Origin of the sequence: Vibrio sp. D401a, from assembly GCF_030248515.1 — a bacterium.
Taxonomy (GTDB): Bacteria; Pseudomonadota; Gammaproteobacteria; order Enterobacterales; family Vibrionaceae; genus Vibrio; species Vibrio rotiferianus.
On the sequence record NZ_JAHGAI010000007.1, the window covers coordinates 1 to 14335 of the forward strand.

Sequence of the window (14335 nt, forward strand, 5' to 3'; positions counted from 1 at the left end):
CATGATCAAACTCTTCAATTTAAGATTTTGTCGGCTCAATGAATACTGAACATTACATAAGTAATGTTTGAATTGACTGTGCTGAATCTTTCGATTCAATGGTCACTTCGTATCATTGAAACCTAATTTGAAACCGAAGTTTCTAATTGGATTATCATCAACGAGTGCCCACACAGATTGATAGGTCTATATTGTTAAAGAGCTTTCCTATTGAGCTTTGCTCAAATCGGACGGCCATTTTAGCGAGTTAAAGTTTAGTGTCAATCACTTTTTTCAAACTTTTTTCAAGCGTTTCCGCTTGGCTAATTGGCTTGCTAACTCAACCTCGTTTCTTTCGAAGCGTTGCCGTGTCAGCGAGGTGGCATTATAGAGATTGCGATCACATTGGCAAGCCCTTTTTGACGTTTTTTTTGATTTTTTTATTGTTCGGGCAAAATTTCATCAAAAGCAGTCAAAAGAGCACGTTATTTCTACAGTTCTTTGAATTTATCTGCGAAAAGAGCCACTTTTTCCCAATTGGTGTATTCAACTTCTTTGGTTGTATCGGTTTCACCACCTGTCATCGACATAATAAACTTAATCATGGTTTTGTCGAACCAACTATAACGTGGGTAATAAAGCGCACCAGCGAACACACCTATTAACGTTGGCTTCCAAGGTGACTTAATTAGGAACTTGCGAATATAAGCACTGCCTTCTGGAGTATCCTTTCCTTGGTCTTCTTTACGAGCAGTTAGGTTTACGCAGAAAAACGCCACTTTACTTTGCTCTAGTTGACCCAAGTTTCGCTCAATAAACTGGTATAGCTTCTTATTAAGGTGGCCATAACGAATAGAAGCTCCGATCAGTACTCTGTCGTATTGGCTAAAATCCATCGCCTCTACATTATGTAAATCCACCAGCTCGCAATCGAAGTCTGGTAGTTGCTCATCTATATAGTGAAGAATTTTTCTTGTCTGCCCTTCACGGGAAGAGTATAGAAATAACGCTTTTGCCACGATTTCCCCTTAGCTACGCCAAAACGTCGGCGTAAGTAGAATAAGTAAGGTAAAGATTTCCAAGCGGCCAAACAGCATAGAAACAATCAATACCCATTTTGCTTTGTCATTCACGTCACCAAAGTGAAGTGCCACTTCCCCCAAACCTGGGCCGAGGTTGTTTAGAGTTGCCGCCACTGCCGAGAACGCACTTAGCTCGTCCATCCCAGTTGCAATCAAACCCAACATACAAACCACAAATACCAGTGCATATGCAGAGAAGAATCCCCACACCGCATCAACAACACGTTGCGGTAGCGCACTACCACCCACTTTGATGGTGTAAACCGCACGCGGGTGAACCAAACGCTTTAGCTCACGCGCACCTTGTAAGGTCAGTAGCAAAATACGGATCACTTTCATGCCGCCGCCTGTCGAACCAGCACAGCCACCTATAAAAGAAGAGAACAATAGCAACACTGGTAAGAACAATGGCCAATCAGCAAAGCCGGTCGTTGTAAAACCTGCAGTTGTAGATATAGACACGGTTTGGAAGAGCGCCTGATCAAAAGCGTCATATGGCGAGTCATACGAGTGGTGGTTCAATAATAATAAGAAGCACACTAAAAACAGGACAACTTGTATAAAGATGAAGGCGCGGAACTCTGGATCTTTCCAATAATATTTAGGATGCACGCCGCCAGACGCAAATGCGGCGAAGTGCAAAGAGTAGTTACATGCCGAAATCAACAAGAAGACAACGGTAATCATGTTAATCGCATAGCTATCGAAATAGCCCATGCTGGCATCGTGGGTAGAGAAACCACCGATGGCAATGGTTGAGAAGCTGTGACTGATGGCATCAAATGGCGTCATGCCCGCCAACCAAAACGCCACAGCACACGCGATGGTCAAACTTAAGTAGATGTACCACAGCGCTTTTGCTGTTTCTGCAATACGTGGAGTCATCTTGGTGTCTTTGACTGGACCCGGTATTTCAGCTCGATACAGCTGCATACCACCGATACCAAGAACTGGAAGAATCGCTACCGCCAATACGATGATACCCATACCACCAAACCACTGTAGAAGCTGGCGATAAAAGAGAATCGCTTTTGGTAGTTCGTCCAGTCCGACAATAACCGTCGCGCCAGTAGTCGTTAAGGCAGAGAAAGACTCAAAAAATGCATCAGTCACAGATATATTGGGATTATCTGAGATCAGAAAAGGGATAGAGCCTGCACTACCAAGTACAGTCCAGAAAAGAACCACTATAAGAAAGCCATCACGCGCTTTTAGCTCATGCTTATGCCTGCGGTTTGGGAACCAACATATCCCACCACACAATAAAAGCACGAAGAAAGTCGTGACAAATGGTACACCCGCACCATCTCGATAGATAAGCGCAACTAGCGCAGGCGCGAGCATTGTGACACTAAAAAGTGCGAGCAATAGCCCGACGATTCGAATAATTGAACGAAATTGCATGGATTGATTGACTAGCGAAGCTGTCCCTGTGGCTTCCTATTTTTCATTATTGTCCGTCTAGTGGGGTGACAACTGCCTTTGCACCACTTTTGTTGATGATAGCTTGGGTAAACGCGCTCACTTCACGTAGCTCAATTTCCACCACTAATACCACCTGATCGCTGTATTCAGCATCCACTTCAACCGCGCCAAACTGGGGCATGAGTGACTGTGCGATAGGCATAAACCCATAGTCTAACTCTAGTCGGAGTTTTGTGGTTATTTTTTTCTCAATAGTTTGAAGCAGCTTGAGCGCTTGTTGCACACCACCACCATAAGCTTTGACCAAACCACCCGTACCAAGCTTGATGCCGCCAGAATATCGAGTAACCACCGCGGTGATCTCACCAACTCCAGAGCCAGACAGCTGAGCGAGGATCGGTTTACCAGCCGTCCCTGATGGCTCTCCATCATCACTAAAGCCCCACTTCATCGAATCTTCTGGTCGACCAGCAACAAATCCCCAGCAGTTATGCCTTGCATCAGAGTGTTTGGTTTTGATCTGCTCAACGAATGCCTTCGCAGCTTCCACGCTGGGCGTATGAGCTAAGTAAGTAATAAAGACACTCTTTTTGATCTCTTCTTCAAATTGAGTGGGCTGGGCAGGAATCAGATAAGGCAGGTCATTCATAGGATTAGGTCACTTTTCTCTTTGTTCAAAGTCTATCACGAGACGGAATTGTGAGTCGCATAAGATCTGCACCAGCGCACAATGTTAAACACTTGTTTAAAAAATGTATTGAAATTAACCAATCCGAGGTCCAAACTAACTCCACTGGTCAAACCAGAATAAAAATATAACGACTTTCCTCTATATCTATTTGTTGCCCTACAGGCGCTCAGCCCGCATCAAATCGGTATACAGACAATCCAAGATTGTATGTCATGGAGATAGACAATGATTTACCAAGCCGAAACCCTACAGGTAAAGGAAGTACAAGATGGCATTGCAGAGCTTAGCTTCTGCTCTCCAAAATCCGTTAACAAGCTCGACCTAGCGACACTAGAGTCACTCGACAAGGCCCTTGATGCACTAAAAGCACACCAAGGACTGAAGGGCTTGATGCTCACCTCAGATAAAGACGCGTTCATTGTTGGCGCTGATATCACCGAATTCTTAGGACTTTTTGCAAAGACAGACGCTGAGCTCGATCAGTGGCTGCAATTTGCTAACAGCATCTTTAACAAGCTGGAAGACTTACCGGTCCCGACTATCTCGGTACTAAAAGGTCACACGTTAGGTGGCGGTTGTGAGTGCGTGCTTGCGACTGACATGCGAATTGGTGACAAGACCACCAGCATCGGTCTACCAGAGACAAAATTAGGCATCATGCCGGGCTTTGGTGGTTGTGTACGTCTGCCACGTGTTATCGGTGCCGACAGTGCGATGGAAGTGATCACACAAGGTAAAGCGTGTCGTGCGGATGAGGCATTAAAGATTGGTCTTCTGGATGCGGTTGTCGATAACGACGCACTTTACGAATCAGCACTCAAGACACTGACCTCGGCAATCAACGAGAAGTTGGACTGGCAAGCTCGTCGTAAGCAAAAGACATCACCACTTACGCTAAGTAAGCTCGAATCAATGATGAGCTTTACCATGGCGAAGGGTCTAGTGGCACAAAAAGCAGGTCCTCACTACCCTGCTCCAATGACAGCCGTTATTACTATTGAAGAGGGTGCTCGCTTTGCTCGTAACGAAGCACTCGACATTGAACGTAAGCACTTCGTAAAACTGGCTAAGTCTGAAGAAGCAAAATCACTGGTTGGTTTATTCCTCAACGACCAATACATCAAAGGGCTTGCTAAAAAATCAGCTAAGTCAGCGAGTAAAGACACGCAACGTGCAGCTGTACTTGGTGCAGGTATAATGGGCGGCGGCATCGCTTACCAATCTGCATTAAAAGGCGTGCCGGTGTTAATGAAAGACATCGCGCAACCTTCACTCGATTTAGGCATGACTGAAGCATCTAAGCTGCTGAATAAACGCTTATCTCGTGGTCGTATTGATGGCTTTAAGATGGCTGGTATTTTAGCGTCTATTACACCGAGTCTACATTACGCAGGCATCGAAGAATCAGACGTGATTGTTGAAGCCGTAGTAGAAAACCCGAAAGTAAAAGCAGCAGTTTTGAGTGAAGTCGAATCGCATGTCAGTGAAGACACGGTTATCACCTCAAACACCTCGACAATTCCTATCAACCTGTTGGCAAAATCGCTGAAACGCCCAGAAAACTTCTGTGGCATGCACTTCTTCAACCCTGTGCACCGCATGCCTCTTGTTGAGATCATTCGTGGTGAACATACCTCTGATGAAACCATCAATCGTGTTGTTGCCTACGCAGCGAAAATGGGCAAATCACCAATTGTCGTTAATGACTGTCCTGGGTTCTTTGTAAACCGCGTATTGTTCCCATACTTTGGTGGCTTCAGCATGCTACTTCGCGATGGTGCTGACTTTACGAAAATCGACAAAATCATGGAACGTAAGTTTGGCTGGCCAATGGGACCTGCATACTTGCTCGATGTTGTTGGTATTGATACTGCTCACCACGCACAAGCCGTTATGGCACAAGGCTTCCCTGAGCGTATGGGCAAACAAGGTCGTGACGCAATAGATGCGCTGTTCGAAGCAGATAAATACGGCCAGAAGAATGGCAATGGCTTCTACAGCTACACCATTGATAGAAAAGGTAAGCCTAAGAAAACCTTCTCTGAAGAAATCTTGCCGGTACTCGCTGACGTTTGTGCCGATAAGCAGGACTTTGACGATCAGACCATCATTCAACGTATGATGATTCCGATGATCAACGAAGTGGTACTGTGTCTACAAGAAGGCATCATTGCCACTCCACAAGAAGCGGATATGGCATTGGTTTACGGTCTTGGTTTCCCTCCATTCCGCGGCGGCGTATTCCGCTACCTAGATAGCGTAGGTATTGCTGAGTTTGTTGCAATGGCAAAACAATACTCAGAACTTGGTGCTATGTACCAAGTACCACAGATGCTGATTGATATGGCGGCGAAAGGTGAAAGCTTTTACGGTGCACAACAGCAAGGTTCTATCTAAGGAGGGATTCTAAAATGACTAATCAAACAAGAAATGTTGTCGTAGTCGATTGTCTACGTACTCCAATGGGTCGCTCTAAAGGTGGTGCTTTCCGTCATACTCGAGCAGAAGATCTATCTGCGCGCCTGATGAAGGGCATTCTTGCGCGTAACCCACAGGTGAACCCAAGTGAGATTGAAGATATCTACTGGGGCTGTGTACAACAAACACTAGAGCAAGGCTTTAACGTTGCTCGTAATGCAGCGCTGCTTGCTGGCCTACCAATTGAGATTGGCGCCGTGACGGTGAACCGCTTGTGTGGTTCATCAATGCAAGCGCTTCACGACGGTACACGTGCCATCATGACGGGTGACGCTGAAATCTGCCTAATTGGTGGTGTTGAGCACATGGGACACGTACCAATGAACCACGGCGTGGACTTCCACCCTGGCATGTCAAAGACAGTTGCAAAGGCAGCAGGCATGATGGGCTTAACAGCAGAAATGCTTGGTAAGCTGCATGGCATTAGCCGTGAGCAACAAGACGAGTTTGCTGCGCGTTCTCATGCTCGTGCACATGCTGCAACCGTAGAGGGGCGTTTTAAAAACGAAATCCTACCAATTCAAGGTCATGCGGCTGACGGCACGCTGTTCACTCTGGATTACGATGAAGTGATTCGCCCTGAAACATCCGTTGAAGGTCTGTCTCAACTTCGTCCTGTTTTCGACCCAGCCAACGGCACAGTAACAGCCGGAACATCATCGGCGCTGTCTGATGGTGCATCAGCGATGTTGATCATGAGCGAAGAAAAAGCCAATGAGCTTGGTTTGAAGATTCGTGCACGCATTAAAGGTATGGCCATTGCGGGCTGCGATCCTTCTATTATGGGTTACGGTCCTGTACCTGCGACGCAAAAAGCGCTCAAGCGTGCAGGTCTTTCAATTGAAGATATGGATGTGGTTGAGCTAAACGAAGCATTTGCCGCGCAGTCTCTACCATGTGCTAAAGACTTGGGGCTACTTGATGTGATGGATGAGAAGGTCAACCTTAACGGTGGTGCGATTGCATTGGGTCACCCGCTTGGTTGTTCTGGCTCACGTATCTCAACGACGTTAATCAACCTAATGGAAGCGAAAGATGCGAAATACGGTCTCGCAACCATGTGTATTGGTTTAGGTCAGGGTATTGCGACTGTATTTGAACGACCATAGTCTGTTTAAGAAACGCTAGGTTGTAGTGATCAATTCAACAGTCACGAGCAAATGAACCAATACTGAAATTTTTTAGTATTACACTTAAGGGCGACATCTGATGTCGCCCTTTGTTTTACGCTAAACATTGCTTACATGCACAAAAAGCATACATTAAATGCTCAAGTTTCATTTTATTCATAGACAAAGAAGACATACACTTAGCAGCAGTTGATATCTTGCTGCATGTGACCCAGAGTCACGCTACCGCACAATCGGAGAACCTTATGTTTAATGCTCTAGTTCTAAATCAAGAAGACAAACGTACTATCGCTAGCATCGAGAAAATCGATGAAACACAACTGCCTGAAGGCGACGTTCTGATTGACGTTGATTACTCATCGTTGAACTACAAAGACGGTCTTGCAATTACAGGTAAAGGTAAAATCATCCGTAACTTCCCGATGGTGCCGGGTATTGACCTAGCAGGTACGGTAGTAAGCTCAGAAGACGAGCGCTACCAAGCAGGCGACAAAGTTGTTCTTACTGGTTGGGGTGTAGGTGAAAACCATTGGGGCGGTATGTCTCAACGTGCTCGTCTAAAAGCGGATTGGCTAGTACCACTACCAAAAGGTCTGGACAGCAAGAAAGCAATGATGGTGGGTACTGCTGGCTTCACTGGCATGCTATGTGTTCAAGCACTGCTTGATGCAGGCATCAAACCTGAAAATGGCGAAATCCTAGTAACTGGCGCAAGTGGCGGTGTAGGCTCAGTAGCCGTAACGCTTCTAGCACAGCTTGGCTACAAAGTGGCAGCCGTGACAGGTCGTGTTGAACAAAATGGTCCGCTACTGGAAAAGCTAGGTGCTAGTCGCATCATCGACCGTGTTGAATTTGAAGAGCCAGCACGTCCGCTTGAAAAACAAGTATGGGCAGGTGCGGTTGATACTGTGGGCAGCAAAGTACTAGCAAAAGTATTGGCGCAAATGGATTACAACAGTGCAGTTGCGGCTTGCGGTCTTGCAGGTGGCTTCGATCTACCAACCACAGTGATGCCGTTCATTCTACGTAACGTTCGTCTACAAGGTGTGGATTCTGTTTCATGCCCATTTGAAAAACGTACTGCAGCATGGGAAAAATTGGTTGAGCTACTACCAGACAGCTACTTCGAACAAGCTTGTACTGAGGTAGAGCTAGCAGAAGCACCAAAATACGCTGAAGACATCACAAATGGTCAAGTAACTGGTCGCGTGGTTATCAAGCTATAAGCATTAACTCTTTAATAGAATAAACAAAGCCGGGTCATCACCCGGCTTTTTGCTATTTGGATTTTAGGAAAAATTAGTCCAATCCCATATCTTCAATTCGTTTGGCAATAAGACGGCTACATTCTTCTCGAACCACCGCACGCAACCATTCTTGAGCGGGAGAGTGCTCGCAACGAGCATGCCAAATCATCGAATATTCAAACGGCGTGAATTGGAATGGTAATGGCTTCACCACCAAGTCATAACGATCAGCAACCAAGTACGCTAAATCGGCTGGTACGGTAATGATGATTGGTAAAGTATCAACAATCGCCAGCGCCGCTTCCAAGTGATAAGCGCGTAATACCATTTGACGTTGCGGCTTCTCCACGAGCGCTTGTTCAATCAGCGCTTTAACCCCATCACTGATGGCGATCATGGCATGCGGGTGACTGAGATAATCATCCAGACTCATCTCTTTGTCAGCTAGCGGATGCTGCTTAGAGAGCAGACACAACACACCAACTCGCCCTAACACTTCACTGCGTAATGGCTCCACTGGACCTGTTGGACGACAAATCGCTAAGTCCGCGCCTTCATATGTTAATTGATCAGATAAGCGGTCGTGTTGCAGCGGCAAGAAGTTAAACGACACATTCGGTGCTTCTTGATAAATACGCGGCAAAGCAAAAGGCAAAATGGTTTGCATCGCGTAATCGGTCGTGGCGATAGTAAACGTCTGATCGCAACTGCGTGGATCAAACTCACGTGGAGAAAGTAATTGGCGCAGCGATTCCAGCGGTTCACCTAAAGAGCGATCAATCTCTAACGCTTTCTGGGTTGGGATCAAGTGCTGACCTTGGCGAGTAAACAGTGGGTCACCAAGCAGATCACGTAAACGCCCTAGCACACGACTCATAGCCGATTGGCTCAAATTCAAACGAGTGGCGGCTTTACTGACGCTGCTCTCTTCAATCAACACACGTAGTGCAACCAATAAGTTCAGATCTCTACGGTAGATGTCTTCTAATTCCACGATTTGCCACTTACCATGTTGGGGATTTAGATAAATTGTACTCTTCAGGCAAAAAAAATCCCGCCTTTCAGCGGGGAAGCCCAAGAAAAATGGGGATAGTGTCGGAATGAAGTGTCGTTAAACTTGGTGAGCGGTATATCAATAGGTTCCGATTACAGCAAGAAGCGCTAATTTTCTTGCTCAGATGCACCTGACCATTTGTGCATCTCAATCCAAATCCCAATAATGGTTGCACTCATGCCTAAAAGAGGCATCAATGAGGTTTCAGCTGGCGTTCGAAGCACTAATGCACAAAACGAGATGAAACATAAAACCGAATAGATGGTTAGTCTGTCTAACGCTGTTAACATCGTCTCTCCTTGCCAGTTGTTACCAAATTGTTAATTTAAGGTAAAACAAAAAAATCACTTTGCCAAGTGGTTATTGAATATTTTTTCAACGAAAGTAAAATTCACCGCTAAGTTAGTTACGAGAATCACATTATGAGTTTTAATCCTGAACTGGCGACCAAGACATTAGAGGCGGAAGGATTACGCTGCCCAGAGCCAGTAATGATGGTCAGGAAGACAATTCGAAACATGCAAGATGGTGAGGTATTGCTGGTAAAGGCAGACGACCCATCCACGACTCGAGATATCCCAAGTTTCTGTCGGTTTATGGACCACCAGTTGGTTGCAGCGCAAACAGAACAGCTTCCATACCAATATCTAATTAAGAAAGGTTTGGAATAATCTCAGCAAGATCAAAAACGGCAGCCCAAAGGCTGCCGTTTGTTTATTCATCGTATTCTAGTGTGCGAACTTCAGATTGTAGCTTATTTAATTGTTTTCTCATTGCACGCATCTCTTCGTGCATAGGAATAATATGCGCGACCCGAATCCATGCTTCTACCGTTAAGCCGGTAAGAATGAAGGTCCCTGCCACAATCGGCAACCACATATCAGTCAGCACCATCGCCAACAAGCACAGCGCCAAACCAAAGGTGAATAAATAACTCTGACTCTTTGGGGACATCCCCATATAACGTGTAAGCATAAACTTGCCCTCTCGCCATCATTCACACCATTAAAGTACCATGACAAGTATGGCACTAATATGTCACCCGTCACGGTCTTGAATGATTTTGAGCCAGAGTTTTAACTCGCGCATTACTTCACTAGTTATTGATAATTCAGACCATTTTATGTGCAATGAATCAGAACAATGCCGCTCCGATAGCTAGCGCGATAAACAGGAATGCGGTCACCTTACGAATCAACCCTAAAGGCATCTTATCCGCCGAGAGTTTGCCGATTAAAACCACAGGAACGTTGGCAAGCAACATACCAATCGTGGTACCAAGAATCACCCAACTCAATGCATCTGCGTATTGCGCACCCAAGATAGAAGTGGCGATCTGAGTTTTGTCGCCAATCTCCGCAACGAAGAAAGCAATAAAACTCGCAATGAATGGGCCTCGGTTAGAGATCTGCTCGTCATCATCTAACTTATCAGGGATCAGTACCCAAGCCGCCATAGCGACAAAACTGACCACTAGCACCCACTTAAGGACTTCTGGTGAAAGGTAATCGGCCACAACCACACCTAACCATGCAGCCAAAGCGTGGTTGGCAATCGTTGCCAAAAAGATTGCTGCAATAATTGGGATTGGCTTGCGGTAACGACTGGCAAGCAATAGAGATAGCAATTGGGTCTTATCGCCAATTTCTGCTAACGCTACAGTAGTAATTGAAATAGCTAAAACGCTCACGACATGCTCATTGGGGCGGGATAATTATTTTTAACCATAGACAAACCTCACGCCCCACCCCGGTTCGTGATGATTTGTCTAAGGTCTTGCTAAACCCATCAGGCTGATGAGTCTCGAGCGCCATGGTGATTTTGCACCAATTATGTTGACGAACGAACCGGATGAAACGGACATTTCATCGAGTAAGCTACTCCCCAAAGACAGGCGCAATTCTAGCCATGTTTCCCTACCACCTCAAGAGTGAAAGCCAGCGAAAACTCCCTTTTAGGAAAAATTCAGCAGATAAAGCGGTAAAAATCCATTAAAGGAGAAAATTGCCCACGAATTAATCAAGATTAGCTCTACTCCCATGCTCAATATCTGGGTATACTTGATCGTTATTTTATTCAACCGTCATTACTTTGAATCCTCACTGTTGAGGCTAGAAAACCCAACAATAGAGATGACTTCACAAGTAATAAGAGAATCGCGCGAACCTGACTTATGCAAAAATACGATATCAAAACCTTCCAGGGAATGATCCTCGCGCTGCAGGATTATTGGGCTCAAAATGGTTGCACCATTGTTCAACCGCTAGATATGGAAGTAGGTGCGGGTACCTCTCACCCAATGACATGTCTACGAGCACTTGGCCCAGAGCCAATGTCTACAGCTTACGTACAACCTTCACGTCGTCCTACTGATGGTCGTTACGGTGAAAACCCTAACCGCCTTCAGCACTACTACCAATTCCAAGTAGCGCTAAAACCATCGCCAGACAATATTCAAGAGTTGTACTTAGGTTCTCTAGAAGTACTTGGTATTGACCCACTTGTACACGACATCCGTTTCGTAGAAGACAACTGGGAAAACCCAACACTAGGCGCATGGGGTCTAGGCTGGGAAGTTTGGCTAAACGGCATGGAAGTGACTCAGTTCACTTACTTCCAGCAAGTTGGCGGCCTTGAGTGTAAACCAGTAACAGGTGAGATCACTTACGGTATCGAACGTCTAGCAATGTACATCCAAGAAGTAGATTCGGTTTACGATCTTACTTGGAACATCGCACCAGATGGCAGCAAAGTGACTTACGGTGATATCTTCCACCAAAACGAAGTAGAGCAATCGACTTACAACTTCGAGCACGCAGACGTTGACTTCCTATTTGGTTTCTTCGAACAGTGTGAGAAAGAGTGTAAAGAGCTGCTTGAGCTTGAAAAGCCACTGCCACTACCTGCTTATGAGCGCATCCTAAAAGCTGGTCACGCATTCAACCTACTAGACGCGCGTAAAGCGATCTCAGTAACTGAACGCCAACGTTACATCCTACGCATCCGCAACCTGACGAAAGCAGTTGCAGAAGCATACTACGCATCGCGTGAAGCTCTTGGCTTCCCAATGTGTAAGAAAGAACAAGCGTAAGGGGCAGAGTAACATGGCAAAAGAATTTCTAATCGAGCTAGGTACAGAAGAGCTACCACCAACGCAACTTCGCACTCTAGCTGAAGCATTCGCAGCAAACTTCGAAGCAGAACTAAAAGGCGCTGAGCTTGCTCATGAAGGCGTTAAATGGTTCGCGGCACCTCGTCGTCTTGCACTTAAAGTCGCAGCACTAGCAGACAGCCAGTCTGACAAAGTTGTTGAAAAACGTGGTCCTGCGGTTTCTGCAGCGTTTGACGCGGAAGGCAACCCAACAAAAGCGGCTCAAGGCTGGGCACGCGGTTGTGGCATCACGGTTGACCAAGCAGAACGCATGGTTACAGACAAAGGTGAATGGCTACTTTTCAAACAAGAAGTGAAAGGTCAGCCAACGTCTGAGATCGTAGTTGAACTTGCAGCGAAAGCACTAGCAAACCTACCTATCGCAAAACCAATGCGCTGGGGTAACAAAACGACTCAATTTATCCGTCCAGTTAAGACGCTAACCATGCTAATGGGCAGCGATCTAATCGAAGGCGAGATCCTTGGTGTCGCTTCAGACCGCACTATCCGTGGTCACCGCTTCATGGGTGAGCAAGAGTTCACTATCGATTCTGCTGAACAATACCCTGCGATCCTAGAAGAGCGCGGTAAAGTAATGGCAGATTACGAAGCGCGTAAAGCAATCATCCTAGCTGACGCACAAAAAGCGGCAGCAGCGGTTGGCGGTATCGCTGACCTAGAAGATGACCTAGTAGAAGAAGTAACGTCTCTGGTTGAATGGCCAGTGGTACTAACAGCGAAGTTTGAAGAAGAGTTCCTAAAAGTGCCTTCTGAAGCGTTGGTATACACCATGAAAGGTGATCAAAAATACTTCCCTGTTTACGATGAAAACAAGAAGCTACTACCTAACTTCATCTTCGTATCGAACATCGAATCAAAAGAGCCTCGTTACGTAATCGAAGGTAACGAGAAAGTAGTTCGCCCTCGTCTTGCAGACGCAGAGTTCTTCTTCAACACAGACCGTAAGCGTCCGCTTATCGACCGTCTGCCAGAACTGGAACAAGCGATCTTCCAAAAGCAACTGGGTACGATCAAAGACAAAACAGACCGCATCACTGAACTTGCTGGCTACATTGCTGAGCAAATCGGTGCTGACGTTGAGAAATCAAAGCGTGCTGGTCTACTAGCAAAATGTGACCTAATGACCTCAATGGTATTCGAATTCACGGATACTCAAGGTGTTATGGGTATGCACTATGCTCGCCACGACGGTGAAGCAGAAGAAGTTGCAGTAGCACTGAACGAGCAATACATGCCTCGTTTCGCAGGTGATGAACTGCCATCTAACGGCGTTTCAACTGCAGTTGCAATGGCAGACAAGCTAGACACTATCGTAGGTATCTTCGGTATTGGTCAAGCGCCTAAAGGCAGCGACCCATTCGCACTACGCCGCGCATCTCTAGGTGTACTACGTATCATCGTTGAATACGGCTACAACCTAGATCTTGTTGACCTAGTAGCGAAAGCGAAGTCACTGTTTGGCGACCGCCTAACCAACGACAACGTTGAACAAGACGTTATCGAGTTCATGCTTGGTCGTTTCCGTGCTTGGTACCAAGACGAAGGCTTCAGCGTAGACATCATTCAAGCGGTTCTAGCGCGTCGCCCGACGAAACCAGCAGACTTCGATCAACGAGTTAAAGCGGTTTCTCACTTCCGTGAACTAGAAGCAGCTGAGTCTCTAGCAGCAGCGAACAAACGTGTAGGTAACATCCTAGCGAAATTCGACGGCGAACTAGCAGCAGACATCGACCTAGCACTTCTACAAGAAGACGCAGAGAAAGCACTAGCAGAAAGCGTTGAAGTAATGACGGAAGCGCTAGAGCCAGCATTTGCTACAGGTAACTACCAAGAAGCCCTAAGCAAGCTAGCTGACCTACGTGAACCAGTTGATGCGTTCTTTGATAACGTAATGGTAATGGCAGACGACGAAGCACTTAAGAAGAACCGTCTGACACTACTGAACAACCTGCGTAACCTGTTCCTACAGATCGCAGACATTTCTTTGCTTCAAAAGTAATTCATTACTCTTCGAAGTGATTAAGAAATAACTAAAAGGGAAGCAGATGCTTCCCTTTTTTGTTGCCTTCAAACCGAT

The 14335-nt window shown here is 46.1% G+C and carries 13 protein-coding genes; 6 read left to right on the forward strand and 7 right to left on the reverse strand.

The window, feature by feature from the left end:
• Window positions 1-470: 470 nt before the first annotated feature.
• From hemG to KIV41_RS03875, 3 genes are read right to left on the reverse strand one after another with little or no spacing between them, the layout of a single operon-like run.
• The gene (gene hemG, locus KIV41_RS03865) at window positions 471-998 is read right to left on the reverse strand and encodes a menaquinone-dependent protoporphyrinogen IX dehydrogenase (RefSeq protein WP_252041399.1); all 528 of its coding nucleotides are present in this window, start codon (window positions 996-998) and stop codon (window positions 471-473) included.
• Window positions 999-1007: 9 nt separating this feature from the next.
• Window positions 1008-2465, reverse strand: coding sequence for a TrkH family potassium uptake protein (locus KIV41_RS03870; RefSeq protein ID WP_038885256.1), 1458 nt, complete (start codon window positions 2463-2465; stop codon window positions 1008-1010).
• 46 nt (window positions 2466-2511) lie between these two features.
• Complete coding sequence (locus KIV41_RS03875) at window positions 2512-3135, reverse strand: YigZ family protein (protein WP_038885255.1); 624 nt, start codon at window positions 3133-3135, stop codon at window positions 2512-2514.
• Between the two features lie 267 nt (window positions 3136-3402).
• On the opposite strand from KIV41_RS03875, the gene fadB reads away from it, so the two are divergent.
• The 3 genes from fadB to KIV41_RS03890 all read left to right on the forward strand — a co-directional run bounded on the left by fadB (window position 3403) and on the right by KIV41_RS03890 (window position 8011).
• A complete protein-coding gene (gene fadB / locus KIV41_RS03880; RefSeq protein ID WP_252041397.1) occupies window positions 3403-5574 on the forward strand; it encodes a fatty acid oxidation complex subunit alpha FadB in 2172 nt (723 codons plus the stop codon).
• A 14-nt stretch (window positions 5575-5588) separates the two neighbouring features.
• Window positions 5589-6764, forward strand: coding sequence for an acetyl-CoA C-acyltransferase FadA (gene fadA / locus KIV41_RS03885; RefSeq protein ID WP_252041395.1), 1176 nt, complete (start codon window positions 5589-5591; stop codon window positions 6762-6764).
• 266 nt (window positions 6765-7030) lie between these two features.
• Window positions 7031-8011 (forward strand): MDR family oxidoreductase, encoded by a 981-nt coding sequence (locus KIV41_RS03890; protein ID WP_252041393.1) that lies wholly within the window; start codon window positions 7031-7033, stop codon window positions 8009-8011.
• A gap of 73 nt (window positions 8012-8084) precedes the next feature.
• Here the strand turns inward: KIV41_RS03890 and KIV41_RS03895 are convergent, their stop codons facing one another.
• Together KIV41_RS03895 and KIV41_RS03900 are read right to left on the reverse strand one after the other, a co-directional pair.
• Complete coding sequence (locus tag KIV41_RS03895) at window positions 8085-9026, reverse strand: LysR family transcriptional regulator (protein ID WP_010444807.1); 942 nt, start codon at window positions 9024-9026, stop codon at window positions 8085-8087.
• Between the two features lie 167 nt (window positions 9027-9193).
• A complete protein-coding gene (locus KIV41_RS03900) occupies window positions 9194-9376 on the reverse strand; it encodes a hypothetical protein (protein WP_045386113.1) in 183 nt (60 codons plus the stop codon).
• 132 nt (window positions 9377-9508) lie between these two features.
• Between KIV41_RS03900 and tusA the strand changes: the two genes are divergently transcribed.
• The gene (gene tusA, locus KIV41_RS03905; protein ID WP_010444805.1) at window positions 9509-9757 is read left to right on the forward strand and encodes a sulfurtransferase TusA; all 249 of its coding nucleotides are present in this window, start codon (window positions 9509-9511) and stop codon (window positions 9755-9757) included.
• Window positions 9758-9800: 43 nt separating this feature from the next.
• Here the strand turns inward: tusA and KIV41_RS03910 are convergent, their stop codons facing one another.
• Together KIV41_RS03910 and KIV41_RS03915 are read right to left on the reverse strand one after the other, a co-directional pair.
• Window positions 9801-10061 (reverse strand): hypothetical protein, encoded by a 261-nt coding sequence (locus tag KIV41_RS03910; protein ID WP_005426054.1) that lies wholly within the window; start codon window positions 10059-10061, stop codon window positions 9801-9803.
• A 160-nt stretch (window positions 10062-10221) separates the two neighbouring features.
• Complete coding sequence (locus KIV41_RS03915) at window positions 10222-10776, reverse strand: TMEM165/GDT1 family protein (RefSeq protein ID WP_010444803.1); 555 nt, start codon at window positions 10774-10776, stop codon at window positions 10222-10224.
• Between the two features lie 483 nt (window positions 10777-11259).
• On the opposite strand from KIV41_RS03915, the gene glyQ reads away from it, so the two are divergent.
• Both glyQ and glyS read left to right on the forward strand, forming a co-directional pair.
• On the forward strand, window positions 11260-12177 hold the full coding sequence (gene glyQ / locus KIV41_RS03920; protein ID WP_045421103.1) for a glycine--tRNA ligase subunit alpha: 918 nt from the start codon (window positions 11260-11262) through the stop codon (window positions 12175-12177).
• A gap of 13 nt (window positions 12178-12190) precedes the next feature.
• Complete coding sequence (glyS, locus tag KIV41_RS03925) at window positions 12191-14257, forward strand: glycine--tRNA ligase subunit beta (protein WP_005378875.1); 2067 nt, start codon at window positions 12191-12193, stop codon at window positions 14255-14257.
• The last annotated feature ends 78 nt before the right edge of the window (window positions 14258-14335 follow it).